The organism is Photobacterium sp. GB-210 (assembly GCF_003026075.1).
In the GTDB taxonomy this organism is placed as follows: Bacteria; Pseudomonadota; Gammaproteobacteria; order Enterobacterales; family Vibrionaceae; genus Photobacterium.
This window is the reverse complement of record NZ_PYNU01000006.1, coordinates 135,929-160,484: the sequence shown is the minus strand read 5'-3', so window position 1 is coordinate 160,484 and position 24,556 is coordinate 135,929. Positions and strand designations below refer to the sequence as shown.

22 protein-coding genes are annotated in these 24,556 nt (G+C 39.4%); 18 read left to right on the top strand and 4 right to left on the bottom strand.

The window, feature by feature from the left end:
- Positions 1-118: 118 nt before the first annotated feature.
- The 8 genes from C9J38_RS10885 (at position 119) to C9J38_RS10850 (ending at position 6,403) form a co-directional block, all read left to right on the top strand.
- Positions 119-748 carry a LysE/ArgO family amino acid transporter gene (locus C9J38_RS10885; protein WP_107207100.1) on the top strand — a complete coding sequence of 210 codons (630 nt, stop codon included), beginning with the start codon at positions 119-121 and terminating at the stop codon, positions 746-748.
- Between the two features lie 21 nt (positions 749-769).
- Positions 770-1,252 carry a YbaK/EbsC family protein gene (locus C9J38_RS10880; RefSeq protein WP_107207099.1) on the top strand — a complete coding sequence of 161 codons (483 nt, stop codon included), beginning with the start codon at positions 770-772 and terminating at the stop codon, positions 1,250-1,252.
- 538 nt (positions 1,253-1,790) lie between these two features.
- Positions 1,791-2,726: a porin gene (locus C9J38_RS10875; RefSeq protein ID WP_107207098.1), complete on the top strand. Its 936-nt coding sequence runs from the start codon at positions 1,791-1,793 to the stop codon at positions 2,724-2,726.
- 16 nt (positions 2,727-2,742) lie between these two features.
- On the top strand, positions 2,743-3,897 hold the full coding sequence (locus tag C9J38_RS10870; RefSeq protein WP_107207097.1) for an ABC transporter substrate-binding protein: 1,155 nt from the start codon (positions 2,743-2,745) through the stop codon (positions 3,895-3,897).
- 691 nt (positions 3,898-4,588) lie between these two features.
- Positions 4,589-5,068 carry a hypothetical protein gene (locus C9J38_RS10865; RefSeq protein WP_107207096.1) on the top strand — a complete coding sequence of 160 codons (480 nt, stop codon included), beginning with the start codon at positions 4,589-4,591 and terminating at the stop codon, positions 5,066-5,068.
- Between the two features lie 174 nt (positions 5,069-5,242).
- Positions 5,243-5,635, top strand: a complete 393-nt coding sequence (locus tag C9J38_RS10860) for a hypothetical protein (protein WP_107207095.1) — start codon at positions 5,243-5,245, stop codon at positions 5,633-5,635.
- A 94-nt stretch (positions 5,636-5,729) separates the two neighbouring features.
- Positions 5,730-6,089: a hypothetical protein gene (locus tag C9J38_RS10855; protein ID WP_107207094.1), complete on the top strand. Its 360-nt coding sequence runs from the start codon at positions 5,730-5,732 to the stop codon at positions 6,087-6,089.
- The gene (locus tag C9J38_RS10850) at positions 6,086-6,403 is read left to right on the top strand and encodes a hypothetical protein (protein ID WP_233217785.1); all 318 of its coding nucleotides are present in this window, start codon (positions 6,086-6,088) and stop codon (positions 6,401-6,403) included. The genes C9J38_RS10855 and C9J38_RS10850 overlap by 4 nt, the downstream gene beginning before the upstream one ends.
- A gap of 63 nt (positions 6,404-6,466) precedes the next feature.
- Here the strand turns inward: C9J38_RS10850 and C9J38_RS10845 are convergent, their stop codons facing one another.
- The gene (locus C9J38_RS10845) at positions 6,467-7,321 is read right to left on the bottom strand and encodes a hypothetical protein (protein WP_107207093.1); all 855 of its coding nucleotides are present in this window, start codon (positions 7,319-7,321) and stop codon (positions 6,467-6,469) included.
- 674 nt (positions 7,322-7,995) lie between these two features.
- On the opposite strand from C9J38_RS10845, the gene rbsD reads away from it, so the two are divergent.
- The 6 genes from rbsD (at position 7,996) to C9J38_RS10815 (ending at position 14,026) form a co-directional block, all read left to right on the top strand.
- A complete protein-coding gene (gene rbsD, locus C9J38_RS10840; RefSeq protein WP_107207120.1) occupies positions 7,996-8,415 on the top strand; it encodes a D-ribose pyranase in 420 nt (139 codons plus the stop codon).
- 25 nt (positions 8,416-8,440) lie between these two features.
- Entirely contained in the window at positions 8,441-9,946 is a 1,506-nt protein-coding gene (gene rbsA / locus C9J38_RS10835; RefSeq protein ID WP_107207092.1) for a ribose ABC transporter ATP-binding protein RbsA, read from the top strand.
- Complete coding sequence (gene rbsC / locus C9J38_RS10830; protein ID WP_107207091.1) at positions 9,943-10,926, top strand: ribose ABC transporter permease; 984 nt, start codon at positions 9,943-9,945, stop codon at positions 10,924-10,926. The genes rbsA and rbsC overlap by 4 nt, the downstream gene beginning before the upstream one ends.
- A gap of 76 nt (positions 10,927-11,002) precedes the next feature.
- Positions 11,003-11,881: a ribose ABC transporter substrate-binding protein RbsB gene (rbsB, locus tag C9J38_RS10825; protein ID WP_107207090.1), complete on the top strand. Its 879-nt coding sequence runs from the start codon at positions 11,003-11,005 to the stop codon at positions 11,879-11,881.
- A 192-nt stretch (positions 11,882-12,073) separates the two neighbouring features.
- The gene (gene rbsK / locus C9J38_RS10820) at positions 12,074-12,994 is read left to right on the top strand and encodes a ribokinase (protein WP_107207089.1); all 921 of its coding nucleotides are present in this window, start codon (positions 12,074-12,076) and stop codon (positions 12,992-12,994) included.
- A 15-nt stretch (positions 12,995-13,009) separates the two neighbouring features.
- A complete protein-coding gene (locus C9J38_RS10815; protein ID WP_107207088.1) occupies positions 13,010-14,026 on the top strand; it encodes a substrate-binding domain-containing protein in 1,017 nt (338 codons plus the stop codon).
- A 66-nt stretch (positions 14,027-14,092) separates the two neighbouring features.
- Here C9J38_RS10815 and dcuC read toward each other — a convergent pair whose 3' ends face one another.
- From dcuC to C9J38_RS10800, 3 genes are all read right to left on the bottom strand, one after another.
- A complete protein-coding gene (dcuC, locus tag C9J38_RS10810; RefSeq protein WP_107207087.1) occupies positions 14,093-15,472 on the bottom strand; it encodes a C4-dicarboxylate transporter DcuC in 1,380 nt (459 codons plus the stop codon).
- Positions 15,473-15,664: 192 nt separating this feature from the next.
- Positions 15,665-16,225 carry a hypothetical protein gene (locus C9J38_RS10805; RefSeq protein ID WP_107207086.1) on the bottom strand — a complete coding sequence of 187 codons (561 nt, stop codon included), beginning with the start codon at positions 16,223-16,225 and terminating at the stop codon, positions 15,665-15,667.
- Positions 16,226-16,306: 81 nt separating this feature from the next.
- Positions 16,307-17,629, bottom strand: a complete 1,323-nt coding sequence (locus tag C9J38_RS10800; RefSeq protein WP_158259276.1) for an amino acid permease — start codon at positions 17,627-17,629, stop codon at positions 16,307-16,309.
- A gap of 350 nt (positions 17,630-17,979) precedes the next feature.
- Here C9J38_RS10800 and C9J38_RS10795 point away from each other — a divergent pair, with 350 nt between their 5' ends.
- From C9J38_RS10795 to C9J38_RS10780, 4 genes are all read left to right on the top strand, one after another.
- Positions 17,980-19,839 carry an MFS transporter gene (locus C9J38_RS10795; protein ID WP_107207085.1) on the top strand — a complete coding sequence of 620 codons (1,860 nt, stop codon included), beginning with the start codon at positions 17,980-17,982 and terminating at the stop codon, positions 19,837-19,839.
- A 342-nt stretch (positions 19,840-20,181) separates the two neighbouring features.
- Entirely contained in the window at positions 20,182-20,703 is a 522-nt protein-coding gene (gene sodC / locus C9J38_RS10790) for a superoxide dismutase family protein (RefSeq protein ID WP_107207118.1), read from the top strand.
- Between the two features lie 245 nt (positions 20,704-20,948).
- The gene (locus C9J38_RS10785; RefSeq protein WP_107207084.1) at positions 20,949-22,043 is read left to right on the top strand and encodes a NapC/NirT family cytochrome c; all 1,095 of its coding nucleotides are present in this window, start codon (positions 20,949-20,951) and stop codon (positions 22,041-22,043) included.
- A 20-nt stretch (positions 22,044-22,063) separates the two neighbouring features.
- On the top strand, positions 22,064-24,511 hold the full coding sequence (locus C9J38_RS10780) for a molybdopterin guanine dinucleotide-containing S/N-oxide reductase (RefSeq protein WP_107207083.1): 2,448 nt from the start codon (positions 22,064-22,066) through the stop codon (positions 24,509-24,511).
- Positions 24,512-24,556: the final 45 nt, after the last annotated feature.

Sequence of the window (24,556 nt, the reverse complement as noted above, 5' to 3'; positions counted from 1 at the left end):
CACCACAGTTATAAGTATCTCTAATGTTATATTAAAATCATTAATTATACTTATCCATCTAAACCTTTTATCTTCTCGGCTCTTTACGAATATTATTTTGATGCTGCTGAGGTGAATGATGAGTTTTTGGGTTTTATTACAAGGGTTTGGCTTAGGGGCATCAATGATCATCCCTATTGGCGCCCAGAATGCTTATGTTCTCAATCAAGGTATAAAGCGTAATCACCATTTAACGACAGCAACGATTTGCAGTTTGCTAGATACGCTGTTTATTTCCATCGGTATTTTTGGTGGTGGTGCCATTTTGGCGCAACATGACATGTTACTTACCGCTGTCACAGTAGGCGGCATTGCTTTTTTAACCTTCTACGGTTTGTTGTCATTAAAAAGCGCGTTTAAAAAACACAATGCTGATGAACAAAATGGTGAAGTGGTTGCTCGCGGTCGTCGTGCTGTTATTTTAGGAGCATTGGCAGTGACGGTGTTAAATCCGCATTTATACCTTGATACCGTGGTGATTCTTGGTTCACTCGGTGGTCAGTTTGAAGGAAATGATCGTATTGCTTTTGCTGTGGGTACCATAATGGCATCGTTTGTTTGGTTCTATAGTCTGTCTTTAGGCGCGGCAAAGCTTGGGCCTGTTCTATCACAGCCAAAAGTGAAAAAAGGCATTGATCTGTTAGTGGCAGCAATGATGTTTACTATTGCGATCATTCTTGCTAAAGAGTTGATGGGTAAGTATTGGTAAAAGTAAAAGGGATAGTGATATATGCAATCGTTACAAAAAATATATGCGTTTAATACCCAACGTTTAAAGTCATTGGCTATCCCTTATCGAGAATGGGAACACGAAAGTATTCTTGACTTTGAAACCGATCAAAAAGTAGCAGCGAGACTGGGTTGGACCGGAGTACATACGAAGAGCATCTTTATGAAATTTAAAGATCATGGCTATGCGTTGTATTTGACGGATAAAGATTCGCGGATGGATTCGAAAAAAATAAAGACGTTAATCGGTAAGCGGCCTTCTATATGTACTGGTGAAGAGATGACTGCCCAGTTAGGGTGTTTACCCGGTGCCGTTTGTCCTGTCGGGCTACCTGAACATGTCGCTATTATTATCGATTCATCCTTGTATGCGTGTGAAGAGTTACTGTATACACCCGGTATACCAGAAATCACGTTTGGCGTGGCAGGGAAGTACTTAAAACAGTTATTAGGATCTGAATCTAATTCTATTTATGAACTGTAAATCACAGACTAAGATAAATAAATGCCAAGGGCTTTGAGTTTAATATTCAAAGCCCTTTTTCTTTATTTGAAAAAGGGAAAGTGATTGATGTTTAAGTGTGTGGTTTATTTTTATATAACATCGTTAATTTCCCTAAAAGTAATACTTGGAGAGTGTATTAGTTTGCTCAATATAATATTGCTTCTCATATCCTGAGTTTATGACTAATATTCTTTAGTTATTTAAAAGTGTATACCTTTTAAGCGATAAAATAGTGTCGGTAATTTAACAACGAAAGATTATGGGCTTACTTCAATATTTAAAAAAATCTCGACATTTCATTTTAGACAATCAATAACACATTGATTTTAAATGTTTTGTTTTTAAAGACAAATGCATTGCGCAGGTACATTTCATCATTATCCCTTTTTCTTTAGGTTATATAAATTCTATTTAAGTATTTAAATGTCTTGATTATAAACATCTTAATGATTACCATTCTCATTAAAGGTAAACCGTAGGTTTACTATTCTATTTTTTAAATTAAAAGTGGTCGGTAATGAAAAGGACAGCTTTATTCTATGGCGCGTTATGCGTGTCATCGTTTGCAAGTGTTGTAAATGCGGCATCCATTTACGCTGATGAGGGAACAAGTCTTGCTATTGGCGGGCGTGTTGAAGCTCGCGCTGAACATCGTGATAGTGACATCAGCGATCTTAGCCGTGCGCGAGTGAATATTAGTGGTGAAACACTGATCGGTGATGGTATTAGCGGCATTGGTTATTTCGAGCAGGAATTCAAAGCAAGTGAAAATAAAACACGCTATCTCTATGCCGGTATTAAAGCGGCGTTAGGAGAGGGAGAAGCGCAAGTCGTTTACGGTAAAACGGCGGGAGCGATGAGCCTTGTTACGGATATGACTGATATTCAGGCAGCATACGGCGCAATTGCCGCTGACAAGTTTAAAGTCGGCAAACGTATTGCGAACAGTATTGCCACTTTTTATACCAATGATTCGGGTACGTCATTAGGCATTAACTACTCGGGTAAACATACAATCAAACAAGATACCTTTAAACAGGGTTTCTCTGTTGGGGCATCCCAAGCTATTGGTGATACAGGGTTAACCTTGGCAACGGGTTATGCCGATCAAACCATGATCAAAAAAGGCAAAGAGAAAGAAAAGTCACAGTTTGATGTCGGTATGGGATACCAAATTAAGCAGTTTTATTTAGGTGCTTTATACACCAATCAAAAATTAGGCGGTAAGGATGCTGACGGTTATGACGTAGTGGCTGCTTATAAGATCAACAGTATTTATAAAGCCACGCTTGGTTTTGGTGAGTTACATGTCGAAGGTGGAGATGACACTCGAGCTGTGAATGGCGACATCACCGCCAAGTGGAATAAACATTTCAGAACCTATGCTGCGGTGAATTACGACACGGTAATTGATGATACACAAGCCATGCTTGGCGCTCGTTACGATTTCTAATCTCAAAAGGTCTAATATGAAAACGCAATTTAAACTTCTTACTCTTGCTGTTGGTGTAATGGCTTCATGCTCTGCACTTGCTGGTGATTACCCGATGACAATCACGGATGTATCAGGCCAAACAATCACGCTTGATCATCAGCCTCAACATATTGCACTTGGTACTGCTCGTAACTTCCCATTATTAGAAATCGTTTACGGAAAAAATGCTGGTAAACATGTTGTTGCTATGCGTGATGATATGAAGATTTCAGCCCCTTCTATGTATGAGTTTTATACCAATAAATACCCAAATCTTAAAACAGTGCCAGAGATTGGCAAGATCAGTAAAGGTCAGTTTGATGCTGAATCATTCATTCAAATGAAGCCTAAACCTGATGTGCTGATCATCGGTACTAGCAGTATGAACTCTGCCAAAGAGAAAGGCTTAGTGAAGAAGCTTAATGATGCCGGTATTCAGGTGATCACGGCAGATTTTCGCGAGCAAACCATCAAAAACACAATGACATCAGTAACTTCTGTAGCAAAAGCATTAGGTTATGAAGAACGCGGTAAAGCATTTGCGGATTACTACACTCAACATTTAAACGTTATTACTGATCGCATTGCTAAGGCGAAAGATTTAAAACCCAAAACCGTGTTTATGGAAACGGCGGCAGGCTACACCCTAGATTCCTGTTGCAACACTTATGCTGGTGGCAATATGGATGATTTTATCACGCTGCTAAAAGCGATAAATATTGCGACCAAACCGTTAGGTGGTGCTCATTCCGGTAATATGTCACCTGAAACTATTGTTGCGGAAAACCCTGATGTTTACATCATGCAAACGGCTGGCTGGGTTGATAAAAAAGGTCATTCTATGAAGGGGATTCCTCTAGGTTACGCGGCTAATGACGCTGCGATCAAAGCGGCAACGAAAACCTTGATGGATCGTTCTTGGTTGCAAGCGACCAACGCAAATTTAACCGGCAATGTTTTCTCTATTTATAAGCCGTTTTATAACTCGCCGTATAACCTTGTGGCGCTTGAACACTTTGCGAAGTGGATCCGACCTGAGTTATTTAAGGATTTAACCCCAGAACAAACCTTCGTTGAAATGAATAAGACTTTAGCTAACAGTAACGTAAGCGGTTTATTTGGTATTGATAACGTTGATATTATTCAATAATAAAAACAGAAGGGCGTTTATCGCCCTTCTATTTTCCGTTCAGCAATGTTTACTTTGTACTGCCACTTTTTGAACATCACCACGTAACTCTATACGATTGCATCTATTGACGATATCTCTCAGTAATTTTGTTCCTGTGACAAAGAGAAAATCTTTCTAAAAATCATTTTCAACGAGCAGTTTAAGAGAATAATAATCCTACAAAGCATTATTGTTGTTTAAATAATAAGCAATCAGTCGTAAATGAGAATAGTTATAACTTACTGTAATTCCTTATAAACCCTCTTTTTTGTAAGAGATATAGGGGCTAAATTCCACATTTACGGTTGTAAACTATAGGTTTACCCATTACCATTTGTTGCGACTATTGCGGTTTTTGATTTACAGTGTTTAGATCCAAGCGCAATTAGGCGCGATAAAATGATCAAGGTTATTTTAGTAAACCATTGTGGTTTGATTTTTTATTGGGGATGAAAACATCACGCTACGGATTAGCGATAAATCTATTTTTATAAGACGAGCGTTAATATGAAAAGTTACAGAATAATAGTGAGATTAAAGCGAGCTATTGATGGTAAAACGAATGTGATGTTGTTCTTTTTGGCATTGGGTAAGCATTATGGCTAAGTGTGGAACAAGAGTTAAACGAACCAATGTTTATGGGCATACATGTAAAGATCCAAGGTTATGTGTGCTGTGTTCATCTGTGGTTGTTTTACCCAAAGTGTATGGCACTAAAAAACCGTTTCTAAAACGGTATAAGTCTATATTTAAACTACTTAAATTAGCCAAGGTTTTACTTTTTATTCCTGCTTTTATTGGTATTGGTGCAAGTCGAGCAGATAGCCCTAATTATAGTATTCAGTGTGTGTTTGATGGTGCGAAGAATAAAAATGGTGATTTTAGAAAGCCATTTTTTCAATCTTATAAGTTTGACGTTGATAAAGAACAAGTGATAGTGGTGGATGATTCGCATCAATCGTTAGCGCAAAAGGTTTATGGGTTTAATAACATTACGCTTTTAGAGCAAACCGCAATGGGAAATATGGTCTCAACAACTATTGTTTTTAAGAAAGAAGGGCGACAGATGGAAGCGGTACAAAGCCGACATGAAAGTCTGAATCATCACGTAATGCCTTTTCAAACATTAGGCCTTTGTGATTATGCCTAAATATATTTCTGTTAAATAGAAAGTTAATATATTAAATATTTATTATTCTTTTTATTTTTAAAAACATTATTAATTTTTGATATTAGAAATAATGTCATGCGTATCTATTTAACTTATTTATGGACTGTTATATCTGCAGGGATCGCTTTTATTACATGAAAGAGAGAAAATATAATGAAAAAATTAATTATCACCAGCCTTATCTCATCGACAATTTTATTAACTGGTTGTAACGCTATTAAAGAACAAGCGGCTGGCATGGTATTAGGTGATAAATTTGTACAAGCTAATGAGCAATTAAATCATTGTGATCTTTCTAGCTTAACGTATTTAAAAAGTGCGGCAGCTGATGATAAAAACCCGATTGTTCAAAATGCGGCTTTACTTGTTTTGGGTGCACATTTTGCTGCTGATGGGAACATGCGTGCAGTAGATACTATGGCGCAAAAGATCTCGAATATGTCAGATACAACAACGTTTGCAGAGCAGCGTAAAGCGATTATTGAAAGTGGTAAAGAAACGGCGAAAGATCGTATTGAAAATGGCTTCACTGCAAACTGTAAATAATTACCTTTCTAATTTTCTAAATTTGACAGGCTCCAAGGAAGGGGCTTATTACGTCATTTAAATATTATGTTGAGTTAATTTTAAAGAGGTGTGTATGAGAAAACTGCTCATTGCTGCACTATTGGTTTCACCTATCACTCATGCTGATTCGTTAGCATTTTCTCGTCCTATTGTGACGATGCATAGCGTTGTTAATGCTGCACAGTGTGCTGATAAAATTATCGAATATCCTGAAAATGAAGTGATTGGTTTGTTTAATTTTGCTGTCGATGTCCTTGATGAAACAGCAAAACGAATTGGTTATAACAAGGTCGAAAAGTTTTATGCTGCCGCAGAGAAAAACTCAACGTTTGTTATTGATAAAGCTCACTGTGATGCGCTTATAGATAATGTAGTGATGCCTTATTTATTTAGTGCACCGATTACACTTTATCAGCAGGAGTCGGTGTCGTGAAAAACGGTTTTTTAGCGATATCAATAATATTACTGTTAGCTACGGGGTGCTCTGCCGATAACAAAGCTTATCCTAAAAATGCAGCGCCACCGATGCTTACGTTATCAGTACCACCACCGACGTTATTAGAGATGGCTCACCACCAAACCTCGGACAAGGTTTGCGCTTTAATGGGGATGGCACGTGAACAAGGGAATGATGAACTGGTGAGTCAACTAGGTTTTATTTTTTCTTCTCGTCGCGATATTTCATTGATAGATTGTATCCGCTTTGCTGATCTTGGACAGAAAGAACAACGCGCGGCTAACTTTTGAAATGAAGTGATTAAAAAAGATAACGTAAAGGGACATTTGATGTCCCATAACGGTATGCTCACACTAATCTTTTGTCATTTTTGCTATTTTTTCCGCAACAATTGAAGGGACGGATGACGGCGGCATAATAAGAAAAGAGGTATTGGCGGCAATCTGGTTAAATCGCGCTGCTTGTTGATTTTCTTCTGGTAAATGAATAGCGATGACTAATCGAGATCGGGTTGGGTATTCAAGAAGATTCTTTAATAGTTTTATGCACATTTCTGCATTGCCGTCATTGAGATCTGGCAAGGCGATAAAGCTATAAGGGCGAATATCGAGTTTTGTGTCCCCAATTAATTCCATGTAGCCGATTAATATATTGCCGATATATTCTGTGGTAACGCCAGTGAGATCGGCATTATAAAATTGCTCATCAATACGGGCTAACATGGATCGTGTTTTATTATTACACTCCCACTCGAAATTTTGCTCATCTTTCAGGTTCGCATTTTCAACGTAAGATAATGCATCAACCGCTTCGACCATTCCTGTGATCAATTTTATTTGAATAGGGTTTGTCTTTTCATCATCTAATCTTTTTATGATTTCTACGGCTTTACGCGCGTTAGAAGACCATGCGTATGATAAAGGGTTAACCGGTGCATGGTTTTCTTTATCTGCGATCAAATCTAATGGTGGTACGGTTTTAAAAAAACGAGAACAAATAATTAAGTTTTCTTTAGAGACGATACCTGTGGTGACCCATTTATGGACGGCTTGTCTTGATACATCACAGTAGGTTGCCAACGCTGTTTTTGAAACACCATTAGCATTCATGTTGTAGGAAAACCAATCCATTAATTTTGTTTTTACATTTCTTTCTTTACGTTGAAGTTGTGCGTTTTTTTGCTCTGTCTTGCTATTGTCTTGGGTCATTATTGCGTAACCTGATGAGTTGACACGCTCTATTATGCAAATCTTAAGTTAAAAGCGAATTGTTGTAATAAGTATATGCTTCAGGTAACAGGTTAATAAGCTAAATATGGAAAGTCAAACCTAGGTAATTAGAAAAATAGAACAACTGAAAGGGGCTAAATAAGCCATTTTATACGCTCTTGTAATAAGTAATACATGTTAACAATTGAATGTTATTCGTTTGGATTTTGTAAGAGATTAACGCCGACTATAACCGATAGTATTGATAAACAATGCATTATCGTTTTAATGGTTGATTATTAACCTAAGGTTTCTTATTACACATTGTCACCTGAGAGTTTACTTTGGCCAAAGGCTCGATAAAAGCAAGATTTAGATATCGATGCTTTAGTTGCGTTTTAGTTAATAGAAAAGAGGGGGAATAAGTGAGTTACCCGTTTTTTTATTTTTATCGAAACGTTTCGATGGCTAAAGTGTGACCTAGTATTCTTTTTTGTCTTTATATTGATGATCAAGACCGATCATTCTCACATCTTATCGAACCAGGGATAGTCAAAAAAATTAGTCGGATTATCATGCTATCGAAACGTTTCGATGGTGTTTTCTAAAGCGGTAATTTTAACCGATTAGCAGATGCTTTTAGTAAGAAAACGTATAACCGAATGGTCGATAACATGAAAAAAAGTACCCTCATTAATTCAGAATTGTCTTACCTCGTTGCCACACTAGGACATACCGATGAAATCACTCTTTGTGATGCGGGCTTGCCTATTCCAGATCACGTTCAACGTATTGATTTAGCATTAACGCATGGTGTACCGAGCTTTTTAGAGACGGTGCGTGTGATGCTCTCTGAAATGCAAATTGAAGGGGTGATCATGGCAGAAGAGTTTGCCCAAGTGAGCCCTGAACATCACCAAGCCTTGCTGGTTGAACTTGAACTAGAGCAAGCGAAAACGGATAAAAAAATTCATATTCAATACGTTACCCACGAGCAGTTTAAACAGCGTACGGAACAAAGCCGAGCGATAGTAAGAACGGGCGAATGTACTCCGTATGCCAATGTGATTTTTCAATCCGGTGTGGTGTTTTAGTCAAGAGCGACGTTGAGGATAAATTATGACTCAGGCCATTCTACAATTGAATGATATCGAGAAAGCGTTTCCCGGTGTGAAAGCGTTAGATAGAGCCAGCCTTTCTGTGTATGCGGGTCGTGTAATGGCTCTTATGGGCGAGAACGGAGCGGGCAAATCAACCTTAATGAAGGTGCTTACTGGGATTTACCAAATGGATGCAGGAAGTATTCATTATCAAGGTCAACCTGCTGCATTTAACGGCCCACGTGATTCACAAGAAGCAGGCATTAGTATTATTCACCAAGAGTTAAACTTGATCCCTGAATTAACCATTGCCGAAAACATTTATCTTGGGCGTGAATTCACAGGCATGATGGGACGAATTCAATGGGGAAAAATGTATGATGAGGCTGATAAGCTGTTAAAACGCCTTAACGTGAAACACTCCTCAAAAACCTTATTGGGTGACTTAAGCCTTGGCGAACAACAAATGGTTGAGATTGCCAAAGCCCTTTCGTTTGAGTCTAAAGTCATCATTATGGATGAGCCAACAGACGCGCTGACTGACAAAGAAACAGAATCGTTATTCACCGTCATTAATGAACTTCGTGAGCAAGGTTGCGGCATTGTTTACATCTCTCACCGTTTAAAAGAAATTTTTGAAATCTGTGACGATATCACGGTATTGCGTGATGGGAAGTTCATTGGTGAATGCCAAGTTAAAGAAACCAATGAAGATGGGCTGATCGAGATGATGGTGGGTCGTAAGTTGGAAGAGCAGTACCCACGTATTGCCGTAAAACATGGCGAAACTTGCCTTGAAGTATCGGGACTCACAGGCTCTGGTGTTCATGATGTTAGTTTTTCTCTAAAGCGCGGTGAAATTCTTGGTATCTCAGGGTTAATGGGCGCGGGGCGTACTGAATTGATGAAATTGATTTACGGCGCGCTACCTATTGAAGCTGGTGTTATTAAGCTGAATAACCAAGTTATAAAGCCTGTTACACCACAAGACGGTTTAAATAACGGTATTGCCTATATCTCTGAAGATCGAAAAGGCGATGGCCTTGTTCTGGGCTTATCTGTAAAAGAAAATATGTCTCTTTGTGCTTTGGATAAACTCACAAAAGGTGTGCAAATTCAGCATAAAGAAGAAGTGATTGCCGTTGATGATTTTATTAAAATTTTCAATATCAAGACGCCAACACACAACCAAATTATCGGTAACTTATCCGGTGGTAACCAGCAGAAAGTTGCTATCGCAAAAGGGCTAATGACCCAGCCAAAAGTTCTTATTCTTGATGAGCCAACACGTGGTGTTGATGTTGGTGCTAAGAAAGAAATCTATCAACTCATCAACAAATTTAAAAGTGAAGGTATGAGTATCATTTTAGTCTCTTCTGAGATGCCTGAAGTGCTCGGTATGAGTGATCGCATCCTTGTTATGCATGAAGGACGAATTACTGGCGAATTCGATGCTAAAGAGACGGATCAAGAAAAATTACTCGCGTGTGCCGTTGGCAAAAATATGAATGAGGAAGCAGCATGAGCACGAATACGATGAATAAACCCACTGAACAAAATCGCCAAAAGTGGTTTAGCAAAGAGTGGTTAATTGAACAAAAATCATTAATTGCATTACTTTTCTTGATTGTTGTTGTGTCCTTTTTAAACCCTAACTTTTTTACCGTCGACAATATCCTCAATATTCTTCGTCAAACCTCTGTTAACGCGATTATTGCTGTCGGTATGACCTTGGTTATTTTAACCGCAGGTATCGATCTAAGTGTCGGTTCAGTGCTTGCGCTATGTGGCGCATTGGCTGCCAGTATGATTGCTTTAGAAGTTCCTGTCTTAATTGCGGTGCCAACGGCTTTGCTTGCTGGCGCGTTATTGGGGGGGATCAGCGGGGTAATCATTGCTAAAGGTAAGGTTCAAGCCTTTATCGCAACCTTAGTGACAATGACATTACTGCGTGGTGTCACCATGGTGTATACCGATGGTCGTCCTATCTCTACAGGCTTTACTGATACTGCAGACGTGTTTGCATGGTTCGGTACAGGTTATGCGTTAGGTATTCCTGTTCCTGTATGGCTGATGGTTATTGTCTTTGCTGGTGTTTGGTACCTTTTAAATCACACTCGTTTTGGTCGCTATATTTACGCTCTTGGGGGCAATGAGTCTGCGGCTCGTCTTTCTGGTATCAATGTTGATCGTGTGAAAATTGGTGTGTATGCCATTTGCGGTATGTTAGCAGCACTTGCAGGCATTATCGTGACTTCTCGCTTATCTTCTGCGCAGCCTACGGCAGGTATGGGTTATGAATTAGATGCCATTGCAGCTGTTGTATTAGGTGGTACGAGTTTGATGGGAGGCAAGGGACGTATCATGGGTACGTTAATTGGTGCTCTTATTATTGGCTTCTTGAATAACGCACTGAACCTACTGGATGTTTCTTCTTATTATCAAATGATTGCTAAAGCTGTTGTTATCTTGCTGGCGGTGTTAGTGGATAACAAAAACAAATAATACGCTACGAATTATTACAGAAAACAAACGAGCCAGATGACGTGAACTGGCTCGCCCCTACAAAAGGACTAGAACAATGAAAAAAATCGCAACGCTTATTTCAGCTGCACTTATTTCTTCTACGGTGTCTTTCGCGGCACAAGCGCAAGAGACTATGGCTATTGTCGTATCAACGTTGAATAACCCGTTTTTTGTATCAATGAAAGATGGTGCGGAAGCGAAAGCAAAAGCGCTTGGATATAATTTGATTGTATTGGATTCACAAAACGATCCAAGTAAGGAGCTGTCGAATATCGAAGATTTAACAGTACGTGGAGTGAAAGCGATTCTGATTAATCCGACAGATTCTGATGCGGTATCAAATGCTATTCGTATTGCAAATCGCGCCAATATTCCGGTATTGACCCTTGATCGCGGTGCACGCCGTGGTGATGTTGTTAGTCATATTGCTTCTGATAACGTTGCGGGTGGTGAAATGGCAGGCCGTTTCATTATGGAAAAAGTGGGGGAGAAAGCAAAAGTTATTCAGCTTGAAGGTATTGCAGGAACATCTGCCGCGCGTGAGCGTGGTGAAGGTTTCATGAAAGCGGTAAAAGACAACGACATGGATCTTTTAGCAAGCCAGCCTGCAGACTTTGATCGCACTAAAGGTTTGAACGTAATGGAAAACTTGCTGGCTGCAAACTCGAATGTACAAGCTGTATTTGCACAAAATGATGAGATGGCACTGGGGGCACTTCGTGCGGTTCAAGCATCAGGTAAAAATGTCCTAATTGTGGGCTTTGATGGAACTGAAGATGGTATTGCTGCTGTTAAGCGCGGTAAATTAGCGGCGACGATTGCACAACAACCTGATTTAATTGGTGCGCTTGGTGTGGAAACGGCTGATAAAGTACTGAAAGGTGAAAAGGTTGAAAAGAACATCCCTGTGCCACTTAAAGTCGTTACAGAATAAGATCTAACCCCTTTTATTGTTATTTCTTCATCACGATACAGAGTAACCCATTCTCTTGTTTGGGTTGCTCTTTCATAAAGCTAACAATGTTGCACAATAAATGACAAAGCCCTAATAGGTTTAAGTTTTTGATAGATCTTAAACCCATTACTCCTTTGACGTTAAAGGGTTAACAGAACTAAGGATTAAAGAATGAGTAAGTTAGTAGTATTAGGCAGCGTCAATGCTGATCATGTTCTTCAAGTACCTTCATTTCCTCGCCCAGGGGAAACGTTGCATGGTCGTAACTACCAAGTTATTCCTGGTGGTAAAGGGGCTAACCAAGCGGTTGCCGCTGCGCGTTTAAATGCTGACATTGGGTTTATTGCGTGCGTAGGTGATGATGCGTTTGGCATGTTGATGCACGATAATTTCATCAAAGATGGAATAGATGTGCGTGGTGTGAAAACAGAAGTGGGCACACCGACCGGTATTGCGATGATCCAAGTTTCTGACTGCGGTGAAAATAGTATTTGTCTCTCGGCTGAAGCGAATAACAAGTTAACAGAGCAAGCGATTGAATCTGATTTAGACACGATTCGTCAGGCTGAATATTTACTGATGCAATTAGAAACACCGATGTGTGGTATCGAAAAAGCAGCAAAAGTAGCGAAATCAGCCAATACGACAGTGATTTTAAATCCAGCGCCTGCTCGCGAATTATCAGATGAGTTGTTAGCGTGTGTTGATGTGATAACGCCCAATGAAACCGAAGCTGAAGTGTTAACTGGCGTAACAGTAACGGATAACCAATCAGCACAGCAGGCGGCGGATATTCTGCATGGTAAAGGCATAAAAACCGTAATGATCACTTTAGGTGCGAAAGGGGTATGGTTAAGCCAAAACGGTTCAGGCGATATTATCTCAGGGTTCCGTGTTGAAGCAACAGATACGACGGCGGCTGGCGATACCTTTAATGGCGCGTTAGTGACTGGTTTATTAGAAGATTTGGCTTTAGAATCAGCTATTAAGTTTGCTCATGCTGCCGCTGCGATCTCTGTCACTCGCTTTGGTGCGCAAACGTCTATCCCTACTCGTGAAGAAGTGGATTTGTTTTTAGCGCAACACGCCTAATTAAGGAGAAATAACTTGGCAACGATGAAAGATGTCGCGAAACTGGCAGGGGTCTCTACCTCGACAGTGAGCCATGTTATTAATAAAACCCGCTTTGTCAGTGATGAAATTGCAGAGCGGGTAAATAAAGCGGCGAAAGAGCTCAATTACTATGCACCTTCAGCCTTGGCACGTAGTTTCAAAGTTAACCGTACTAAAACCATTGGTATGTTAGTGACAACCTCTACCAACCCTTTCTTTGGCGAAGTGGTTAAAGGGGTTGAGCGTCATTGTTACCATAAAGGCTACAGTTTGATTTTGTGTAATACGGAAGGGGATCACCAACGTATGCACGAATCAATCAATACTTTGCTGCAAAAGCGTGTTGATGGATTAATTTTAGTTTGTGCGTCGCTAGAGGGTGAGCGTTTCGATATTTTTGAGCACTATGCTGATATTCCTGTCGTGGTTATGGATTGGGGACCGATGCGGTTCACTAGCGATAAGATTCAGGATAACTCGCTGCGTGGTGGTTATATGGCAGCGAAACATTTGATTGATGCTGGGCACAGCGATATTGGTTGTATCACAGGTCCGCTGGAGCGAAACCAAGCTAAAATGCGTTATAACGGCTATTTAGAGGCGATGGATGAAGCTGGCTTTATTGTTAATCCATCATGGGTAGTGGAAGCGGATTTTGAATGTGAAGGTGGTTATAACGCTTTTATTCAATTGCATGAAAAAGGAACATTACCCAGCGCTTTAGTTGTTGCCAATGACATGATGGCAATGGGGGTGATTAATGCTGCGAATGAGCTTGGTATTCAGATCCCTGAACAACTTTCTATTATTGGTTACGACGATATTCATATTGCGAAGTTTATCTCTCCGTCCCTTACAACCATTCACCAGCCTAAATATCGTTTAGGCCAAGCTGCTGTTGAGGCGTTACTTAAACGTTTAGATGCCCCTGATAGTTTCCCGCAAGTGATTGAGCTAGAGCCAACTTTAGTTGAGCGAAAGAGTGTGCGGAAGTTAGGTTTAGTTGATTGATTGTTTCGTCACTTTGAAAAAGAATAAAAAAACACCCAGCATAATTTATGCTGGGTGTTTTTTTATTTATGAATATTGGATAACAGCCATCACGAGTACGACAACCATACTGCTTAACATAGGCACAGATGTCCGTTTAACGACATCGATAGGTGTTAAGTCAGACATACCTGCAACGGTAATAATAACGCCAGCCACAGGTGACATGGTTCGACCGATACCAGCTGCAAATAAAATTGGAAGTAATGGTAATAGAGGGTTTACACCAAAGTTTGTCGCAATTTGCGGAACGATTGGAATAAATGCCATTACTGGTGCGTTGCCTGAACCCGTTATAAAAGCGGTTAATAAAATAAAACCAGAGAAGACAATCACAATACCTGCAGGACCAAGATCAAAAGACTTAGCATTGCTAATTAGGGCGCTAATTGCGCCAATGTTGGTTAAACCTGCAGAGAAATATTCAGCTGCGATCATTAACGTTAGCACGCTCGCAAAGATCATACCTGTTCCTTTCAACCAAGCTTCAAAGTTATTGAAAGCACGTTGAACCGAACGGAAACAAATCGCTTCAATGAGAACACAAATTGTAATTGTCGACATCATTGCGATTGGAATCGTCATCGTTATTGATTCCATCACCATACTTGAAAAGCCGAATAAAAATACGAAAGGTAATACGGGTAGTAATGCGTAAAAGCCCGGTACCACATCGGTATTATCGTGTTCTTGTTCTAGTTTCTCGAGGTATTTACCGCGATCATCTGCGGGGTTATAGCCATCCTTTCGATCACAGTATCGCTGCCAAACAATATTTACAACAGGGATAATAAGTAATAGTAACGCTTGGAAAATTGTTTGGTGGTGTACAACAAAATCCATAATTTCTACATTAATGGTGTTGGCACCAATGACGGCATTAATTTGTCCTGGGCCGTACTCCCATGCAGTTGGAATAACGATGGTCGCAACCGCTGTTTTAGCACTGACACCCGCGTTTCGTAATACAGGATATAAAGTGCCCATTAGTAGTAAAGATAGCGATGTTGCACCTGTAATAAAGACATACATGATAGAGACAAATAGCAACACAAGGATCAATAAGATATATGGGTTTTTTACAGCCATCACCGGACGAGATGTTGCTTTTACTAGGGCTTGAGATGCGCCAATATGGTTTAAGTAAGTTGAAACACCCGCGATAGAAACGAGTGTTAAACCGACTTTTCCTAGTCGAGTGTTGGTTATTTCAGTAAATTTTTGCCATAAGTCGAAGAATAGAGCACCTTGTGTTTGGCCGTCAGGAAGAACAGGGTTGATGCCTGAAAGGGAAGCATAAGCTAGAAGGAATAAACCTGCGGTGATTAATGTTGCTTGAGGGTTAAACTTTTTTAGCATTGAATAGGCAACAAGCCCAACAATTGCAATCGTAAATATATATTCCATTTTAATCTCATTGTCCGATGATAAACAGGAATATTATTGATACTTAAAGAGAATAAATATTGATCGTGAATAATTAATGCTATATCTATTACTATGCGTTATTAAAAATGGAATGATCATCACTAATCTTGTAAAAGCAGAGTATGAGATTAGATAATCTTTTGTTTTAAAAAATTATTCTGATGATTTTTATTAGGTAACTTTAAACTTTTCTATATGATTAAGGTGTAGGTGATGCTGTCTAATTATTTTTTGATCTTGATCTAAAAAACACATTGTAGTCTTTAATATGAAAAGCCATAGAAACAGTACTATCAGTGATGTTAAGTTCACTGAATATATAGATTTAATATTGAATGCATTCTGATATAAATACAATGCAGAAAGAAATCCAATAGCAATAAGAGAAATATCTTTATAAGTACTTAATATTTTATAAGAGTTATCATTACGAAACTTATGGCTAAGTAATTCTTCGTCAATGGTTGTGGATAATAAGTGATATATTTTTGTTAGCGCAATGTATAGTTGCTGGTTATCAATATGCCTTAAAGATTGTTGCTCAATTTCATCTATTAAATCTATAGCAAAATTTATAGGTATATAATTTTCACCTACTTTCTTGATCAAGATTTGAAACTTACACACTAACTCTTTTTCTTCTGAGTATTCTTTTTTTAGGGGAATTTTCAATTGACAAAAAATATCTTCTATTTCAGTAAGTGTTTTAGAAGGAATGTTTATCATCAACATAACGTTTACCTGTCGTACTATGTGAAAGTGATAGCTGTATTCAATATAATTGTTTACTTGAATACAGCTATTTTTATTTCATTAAATAAATGCTAAGAGTGGAGAAATACAAAGTAAAATACCTGTAATGATAATCAAGTTTGTTGATAATCCTTTGTACTTGTGGAGGTGAGGAACTTTATATACAAGATAAGCAGGAATTAGACACCCTACAATACCAAAGATAGGCGAACAAATTGAAGTAAAAGATAAAATCGGTAAGTTTAACGCAACGGCTCCCCATGCGATTAAAATAGTAAACAAGATCGTTAATTTACTTACTAATTGTTTGTTTATATTTTCTCGCTTATATTTTCGTTCCAGAACATTCATTGCCATACCACTGCACGCTTCTTTGAATGCGAGGAAAACACCAAAGAAAGAGGTCACAACAGCAAAAATATTAATGATGACACCTACAGCTGTTGCCCAACTACCAGGGAAAAAGTGTGCGATCATGGCTAACGCAGAGATGTTTTCTTGTTTTGCATGCATTGCTTCATCTTGGCTAATTGCAAAAGTAAACGAAAGAGCAAAGAAAAAAACAGAAACGAAGAGTACGGTAAATGCAACTTTCATTGCTCTCAAAGCCTTATAACGCGCGACTTCGATGGATTTTGCATGCGAACGATAGGAGATAACCATTGGGCTCAATGATTGGATAAATAGAATAGAGGTTAATGTAAAAGGCAGTGTAATGATGGCATTTTTGATTAATGGTTGCCAATTTCCAATTTTAGGCACATTAGCAAAGTCCCATTCAGGGATCATTAATATCCCCATTATTGCAACTAAACTAATGACTGTAACCGCCATTACACCAGATATTTTAAAAAGAATTTTTTCACTTTTTGAACCAATGAAACATAACAAGCAAATAAGCCCTAAACCATAAAATATATTATGATTTAAATGATGTTCTGTTATTCCAAAAGAGTGTAAATATGAAGCACTGTCATTAGTCACTGATAATGCATAAACTAATACCCAAATAACAAGCATAAGGAAATAAAGCGCACCAAGACATATTCCCCAGTTTTTTCCTAAATATCCAGAAATAACACCTGGGTAATCTGTACATTCTTTTGATTCAGCTAGTGTATTAATAAATAACTTTTGAAATAAATACATTGCAGGGTAACCAATCACAGATGATAGTAAAAATACCCACAGCCCCATGACGCCTACTTGTACTGGAAGAAATACAATTCCTGCGCCAATTGCCATTCCAATACTCATTACAATCCATCCAATATCTACATTATCGAATTTTATTGCTTCCTTCCATTCCTCTTTTGTCATGTTTGCTTTTTGGTGTAATGGAGTATTTATATCATTGGGTAGGGGAAAAGTATTAACTATCATTGCAATATCCTGTTATTAATTTTATGGATTATTCCCCGATATTATTAATGTTTTTTAAATTATATTTTTTGCTTATTGGTTAGGGTGTAAGTCATATCACATAAAAAACTCGGCCATATATGACAAATGTGAGTAATATATTAAAAACATAAAATATAACATTTCATATATAAAATGTTATTTTTATATTATAACTTTATATACTTTTAGAAGTGAGACTAAATTCAAAGCAACTAAAATTAATCTATGTAATAAGATCCTCTATTCATATTTTAAACAATCAATTGCACAGTGTTCGATTGTGTTGTATGGTAAATAAAAATAAAATTATGCAATGACACGAGGTGTGTATGAGTCAATTATCTTTATTAAAAAAGCAATCCTTCCTGCCGTACTTTATTACGCAGGCACTGGGTGCTTTCAATGATAATCTATTCAAAAATTTTCTATTACTCGTGATTGTATTTTCATCACTGTACAACCAAGCTGAAAGTGCCATGCTGGTGAATCTTGCCGCTGGTTTGTTTATTTTTCCTTTCTTTATTTTTTCACCGTTAGGTGGGCAGTTAGCGGATAAATATGAAAAATCACGGTTAATTCAGACGCTAAAATTGATCGAAGTAGGCGTAATGGCATTAGGTGCATGGGCGATACAAATGCAATCGATCCCTTTGCTCTTGGGGCTATTATTTTTGATGGGAGCCCAGTCTGCTTTTTTCGGACCGGTAAAGTTTGCATTGATGCCGCAACACTTAAAACAAAAAGAGTTACTTGCTGGTAATGCATTAGTTGAGATGGGGACATTTCTTGCGATCCTTGGTGGGACCTTATGTGCTGGCTTTATTTTTCATACTGAAGACCGCGCATTTACAGCCTCTGTTTGCGTTGTTGTACTATCTCTTCTTGGCTTTGTCAGTAGTCTTTTTATTCCAAAAGCATTGCCGAATAACGCTGAATTAGCGATTAATTGGAACCCTATTAAACAGGTTGTAAAAACAATCCGTATTACTAAACAAAACCGCACCGTCTTTTTATCAATTTTAGCCATTAGTTGGTTCTGGTTTGTGGGAGCGACCTATTTAACTCAACTTCCACACTTTGCGAAAACATTTATTAGTGATGATCCTCAATATGTCACAATGCTACTGACTATTTTTTCAGTTGGCATTGCGCTAGGAGCGATTGTTTGTGAGAAGTTATCTGGCGATAAAATTGAATTAGGTATTCTCCCGCTTGGGGCTTTAGGCATGAGTGTGTTTGGCTTTGATCTGTATTTTTCAAGCCAAACTATCATCACCTCAAATTCAATGACTGTGGTTGATTTTACGCTTAACAATTATCGTTTACTGCTTGATTTAATGTTACTTAGTGCTTCAGGAAGTATCTTTGTTGTGCCGTTAAATGCGTTAATTCAGCAACGAAGCGAAAAAGAACACCGTGCTCAAGTGATTGCTGGTAATAATGTTCTTAATGCATTGTTTATGGTTGGCAGTGCGTTATTCTCAATTGTGATGTTAACAGTCGTTCATTTATCAGTTCTCGAGCTGTTTCTTTCTATCGCGTTACTTAATGTGATTGTATCTATTTACGTATTTAGTCAAGTTCAAGAATTTTTAATACGCTTTATCGTGTGGATTATTTCCCGCGTTCTCTATCGAGTGAAATCAACGGGGCTTGATAATATTCCTGAAACGGGACCTGCTGTTTTAGTGTGTAATCATGTTAGCTTTGTTGATGCAATCTTAGTGGGTGCAGCCAGTCGTCGACCTGTTCGTTTTGTCATGGATAAAAATATCGCGAATTTACCTGTGATGAAGTATTTCTTTAAATGGGCGAAAACGATCCCTATTTGTTCACCAAAAGTATCAACTGAAATTTATCAACAAGCTTTTGATCAAATTGATAAAGAGCTTTCATCTGGCGAAATTATTTGTATCTTTCCCGAGGGGAAAATTACACGTACAGGTGAAATAAATGAGTTTAAACGTGGTATTGAACATATAGTAAAACGTAATCCTGTCCCTGTTATTCCGATGGGATTAAAAGGGGTATGGGGTTCTATCTTTAGTCGTAGCGGACGATTTACGATTATGCGCGCGATAAAACGTTTTCGCTCTGAGCTTGAAGTTGTTGCTTCTACACCGATACCGGCAGAACAAATATCAGCTGAAAAATTAGAAAAAGTGGTTTATCAATTAGTGAATAATTAGTATTCGCCAAGCTGGAGTATCTCAGTTTAAGCATTTGTGAGTGAGGACTGGTATTTGAGCTAGCTGAGCGAACGAGGAAAAAACGCTTCTTATCTTCAATGACGTTAGGAGAGTTACGCGCGGTATGAACAATATCTGTGTCCGTAATCTGCCAACGAATCGGTTGTTTAAGATAGCCGTGTTGATGTAATCGTAAGAGTAAAAAGTACGTACACTGCATTTAATCTCCTTATGGAATTTTTCAAGCGTAGTCTATAACTAGAATTGTAAATATAATTTATAACTTTTTGTTATAGGTATGTTTGATGTTTTTAGGAAATAAAAAACAAGAGGGACAAAATGATGAATAAGACAAAAACTTTACTCTTCACCGCTCTCGCTTTGGGGGTATCTCACCAAGTGTTAGCACAAGATCTCACGGTTAAAATGACTGATCTACAAACAGGTAAACCTGTTGGTACGATTGAACTAAGCCAAAATAAATATGGGGTAGTATTTACACCTGAACTGGCAGATTTAACACCAGGAATGCATGGTTTCCATATTCATCAAAATGGTAGCTGTGCTTCATCAGAAAAAGACGGCAAAGTTATTTTAGGTGGTGCAGCAGGTGGGCATTACGATCCGGAGCACACGAATAAACACGGTTTTCCATGGACTGATGATAATCATAAAGGTGATCTGCCAGCACTGTTTGTGAGTGCAAATGGTTTAGCAACTAACCCTGTTTTAGCGCCACGTTTAACGTTGAAAGAACTAAAAGGTCACGCAATTATGATCCATGCGGGTAGCGATAATTACTCTGATACGCCAAAAGCATTAGGTGGCGGCGGTGCACGTGTTGCCTGTGGTGTGATCCAATAAAATAGTGAAAACCAACAGCAAGGTTGTCGCTGTTGGTTTTATTTTAATCAGATTAAGTTTTTTATAGACAGCCAGTCAATTGTAAAATATGTAAAAATGTGAAATTAATGGTGATTTTGAAATATTCCCTTCATAACCTTTAATAAAATGTGGTCTTAATCAAATTTAAAAATCTCACAATAGCGTAATTTCTCGCTCGCATTCGGTCTTTGAGTGTCTATTGCTTATATGGATATGCGAGTATCATGAAACTAAATAAAACAACCCTTGCCGTAATTGTGGCATCTAGCATCGGTATTGGCTGGCTGACGCTAGGGGGAACACAAGTCATCCTTGATAAAACATCTAGCACTGAGTTCTGCCTTTCTTGTCATTCAATGGAAACCCCATACAAAGAGTATTTAGGCTCTGTGCACTTCAGTAACGCGAAAGGCATCCGAGCTGAGTGTTCTGATTGCCATATTCCACAAGAACCAATGGAATATTTATGGACTAAGATCCGCGCGACCAAAGATGTTTATCATGAGTTTGTGACCGGTAAGATTGATACTGACGAGAAGTATGAGCAGCACCGTGCAGCCATGGCGGAAACGGTATGGGAACAGATGCGCGGTAATGATTCTGCGACTTGCCGTAGCTGTCATGATGAAGATGCAATGGAAACTTATGATCAGTCGGAAGATGCACAGAAAATGCACTTGTATGCGGCGGAAAATGATCAAACCTGTATCGATTGTCACAAAGGCGTTGCACACCTTCCACCTGAAGCCAAAATGGATTCAACCGCGCTTGATCACCTGTTAGATGAAGCGCAGACAACCCCAGCAGATGCAAAAGTGGTGTATCCAGTACAAACCATTGCGATGGGGGATTTAGGTTCTATTAACCCAGCGACACCGCTGAAAAACCTTAAAGATGAAAATGGTAAGCGCCAAGTTGAGCTCTCGGGCTACCAAATGCAAGGTGCCGAGCAAGTGCTGTACATGGGCGAAGGTCAACGTGCCATTATTGCGACCTTAACCAAAGACGGTGAATCAGCATTAAAAACGGGTGAATTTAAAACCGATGATTATGGTAATCAATGGCGTCCAGTATCGCTTGTGGCGACGATTGAAGCGCCAGTGCTTGATAGCCAACAACCGCTTTGGGATTACGCAGAGCAGCTCGATAACGTGTTCTGTTCAACCTGTCACGCTAAGATCCCTGCAAACCACTTTACCGTAAACGCATGGCCTTCAATAGCGAAAGGCATGGGCGATCGCACGTCTATTTCAGCAGAAGATCTTGAAATATTAACGAAGTTCTTCCAGTACAACGCCAAAGATGTGGTAGGTCACTAAGCATGAATAAGGAAATTACCATGATGTCATTATCACGCCGCCATTTTTTAAAAGGCGCGACTGCTTCGATTGGGGCATTGACGATTGCTAAAGCGATGCCTGTTTGTGCAACGACCACCGAACCACAAGGAAAAGCGGTGTTATCGGCAGCTCACTGGGGCGCAATGCTAATTGAAGTGCAAGATGGCAAGATTGTGTCATCGAAAGGCGCATTGCCAGCAACAGTTGAAAACAGCTTACAAACCACAGCGAAAGATTACGTTCACACCAAAGCTCGTGTGAAATACCCAATGGTACGTAAAGGCTATTTAGACAATCCAACGGCGCCACAAGGTAAACGTGGCAGTGATGAGTTTGTACGTGTGAGCTGGGATCAAGCATTAGATTTGATTCACGCCCAACATATGCGAATTCGCCAAACTTATGGCCCTGAATCCGTCTTTGCTGGGGCTTACGGTTGGCGTTCAAGTGGTGTATTACATAAAGCCCAAACGCTATTGCAACGTTATATGAGTATGGCTGGCGGTTACTCAGGCCATATGGGGGATTACTCAACAGGTGCTGCACAGGTGATCATGCCGCACGTGGTGGGCTCGATTGAAGTGTATGAGCAGCAAACGACTTATCCTGTGGTGTTAGAAACCAGTGATGTGGTGGTGTTATGGGGTTTGAATCCGCTTAATACCTTAAAGATCGCGTGGAGTGCGACTGATGGTGCGGGGCTTGAGTTTTTCCATCAACTGAAAAAATCAAACAAGACCATTATTGCTATCGATCCGATGCGCTCTGAAACCATTGAGTTCTTCGGTGATCGCGCTGAGTGGATTGCACCGCACCCAAGTACTGATGTGGCTATGATGTTAGGTATCGCTTATGCATTGGTTGATAGCGGTCAGTACGATAAAGCTTTCTTAGATAAATACACCGCAGGATATGACAAGTTTGAAGATTACCTCTTAGGTAAGTCAGATGGTGTTGCTAAAACACCGCAATGGGCATCTGATATTTGTGGTGTACCAGCAAAACAGTTAACGATTTTGGCCGATATCTTTAGTAAAAATCGCACTATGCTAATGGCTGGGTGGGGGATTCAGCGTCAGCAATACGGTGAACAACGTCATTGGATGTTGGTGACGTTAGCGGCAATGTTGGGGCAAATTGGTTTACCGGGTGGGGGATTTGGTTTCTCTTACCACTATTCTAATGGTGGTAACCCAACGCGTGATGCTGGTGTATTACCTGCTATATCTGCAGCCATTGATGGTGCCTCTTCTGCGGGGAACGACTGGGCAGTATCAGGGGCTATTAACAGTTTCCCTGTTGCACGTATTGTGGAAGCGTTAGAAAATCCGGGACAAACTTATCAGCATAATGGTCATGAAAAAGTGTTCCCTGAGATCAAAATGATCTGGTGGGCTGGTGGTGCCAACTTTACTCACCACCAAGATACTAACCGTTTAATTGATGCGTGGCAGAAGCCTGAATTAATTGTTATTTCAGAACCGTATTGGACGGCTGCAGCAAAACATGCCGATATTGTTTTGCCTATCACCACCTCGTTTGAGCGTAATGATTTAACCATGACGGGGGATTACAGCAATCAACATCTCGTGCCAATGAAACAAGTGGTTGAGCCACAATTTGAATCACGCAATGATTTTGATGTGTTTGCTGATATGGCTGAGCGTTTAAAAGTGGGCGGTCGCGGTGTGTATAGCGAAAATAAAACAGAGATGGAATGGCTAAATGGCTTCTACAAAGAAGCACAAGCAATTGGTCGTCAAAACCGTGTTGCAATGCCAAATTTCACGTATTTCTGGAAACAAAACCAACTGCTGGAAATGAAATACAACGCGCAAAACGCCAAGTTTGTTCGTTATCAAGCTTTCCGTGAAAATCCCATTATGAATCCACTCGGTACACCAAGTGGTAAAATTGAGATCTTCTCGAAAACCATTGAAGGTTATAACTATCCCGATTGTCCCCCTCATCCAACATGGCTTGCGCCAACGGAGTGGGTAGGTAATGCGAAAGATGGCGAATTACAGTTAATGACCTCTCATGCGGCGCACCGTCTTCATAGCCAATTAAATTATGCAGAACTTCGTAAAGAATACGCGATTGCTGATCGTGAACCGATCTCAATTCATCCTGAAGATGCAAAACAGCGAGGGATAAAGCAGGGAGACTTAGTGCGTGCTTACAATCACCGTGGTCAAGTACTAGTAGGCGCTTACATTACAGATGGCATTAAGCAAGGCTCAGTCTGTATTCATGAAGGGGCATGGCCTGATTTAGATCCTATAACTGGGATTTGTAAAAATGGTGGCTGCAACGTATTGACGGGAGATATTCCGACTTCACGCTTAGCCAACGGCTGTGCAGGTAACTCTTCTGTTGTGAAGATTGAAAAATACACTGGACCAGTATTGCCACTGACAGCGTTTGATGAGCCCGCGATAGCGTAATAAGCGTTTAAGGCCATAAATATATATAAGCCGTAACTATTATTT

Excerpts from the sequence above, each read along its gene's own strand:
- C9J38_RS10880 (WP_107207099.1), top strand. The coding sequence starts at position 770 with ATGCAATCGTTACAAAAAATATATGCGTTTAATACCCAACGTTTAAAG.
- C9J38_RS10885 (WP_107207100.1), top strand. The coding sequence starts at position 119 with ATGAGTTTTTGGGTTTTATTACAAGGGTTTGGCTTAGGGGCATCAATG.
- rbsD (WP_107207120.1), top strand. The coding sequence starts at position 7,996 with ATGAAAAAAAGTACCCTCATTAATTCAGAATTGTCTTACCTCGTTGCC.
- rbsC (WP_107207091.1), top strand. The coding sequence starts at position 9,943 with ATGAGCACGAATACGATGAATAAACCCACTGAACAAAATCGCCAAAAG.
- dcuC (WP_107207087.1), bottom strand. The coding sequence starts at position 15,472 with ATGGAATATATATTTACGATTGCAATTGTTGGGCTTGTTGCCTATTCA.
- C9J38_RS10805 (WP_107207086.1), bottom strand. The coding sequence starts at position 16,225 with ATGTTGATGATAAACATTCCTTCTAAAACACTTACTGAAATAGAAGAT.
- C9J38_RS10780 (WP_107207083.1), top strand. The coding sequence starts at position 22,064 with ATGATGTCATTATCACGCCGCCATTTTTTAAAAGGCGCGACTGCTTCG.
- rbsA (WP_107207092.1), top strand. The coding sequence starts at position 8,441 with ATGACTCAGGCCATTCTACAATTGAATGATATCGAGAAAGCGTTTCCC.
- rbsB (WP_107207090.1), top strand. The coding sequence starts at position 11,003 with ATGAAAAAAATCGCAACGCTTATTTCAGCTGCACTTATTTCTTCTACG.
- C9J38_RS10795 (WP_107207085.1), top strand. The coding sequence starts at position 17,980 with ATGAGTCAATTATCTTTATTAAAAAAGCAATCCTTCCTGCCGTACTTT.
- C9J38_RS10785 (WP_107207084.1), top strand. The coding sequence starts at position 20,949 with ATGAAACTAAATAAAACAACCCTTGCCGTAATTGTGGCATCTAGCATC.
- C9J38_RS10870 (WP_107207097.1), top strand. The coding sequence starts at position 2,743 with ATGAAAACGCAATTTAAACTTCTTACTCTTGCTGTTGGTGTAATGGCT.
- C9J38_RS10855 (WP_107207094.1), top strand. The coding sequence starts at position 5,730 with ATGAGAAAACTGCTCATTGCTGCACTATTGGTTTCACCTATCACTCAT.
- C9J38_RS10800 (WP_158259276.1), bottom strand. The coding sequence starts at position 17,629 with ATGATAGTTAATACTTTTCCCCTACCCAATGATATAAATACTCCATTA.
- sodC (WP_107207118.1), top strand. The coding sequence starts at position 20,182 with ATGAATAAGACAAAAACTTTACTCTTCACCGCTCTCGCTTTGGGGGTA.
- C9J38_RS10845 (WP_107207093.1), bottom strand. The coding sequence starts at position 7,321 with ATGACCCAAGACAATAGCAAGACAGAGCAAAAAAACGCACAACTTCAA.
- rbsK (WP_107207089.1), top strand. The coding sequence starts at position 12,074 with ATGAGTAAGTTAGTAGTATTAGGCAGCGTCAATGCTGATCATGTTCTT.
- C9J38_RS10875 (WP_107207098.1), top strand. The coding sequence starts at position 1,791 with ATGAAAAGGACAGCTTTATTCTATGGCGCGTTATGCGTGTCATCGTTT.
- C9J38_RS10860 (WP_107207095.1), top strand. The coding sequence starts at position 5,243 with ATGAAAAAATTAATTATCACCAGCCTTATCTCATCGACAATTTTATTA.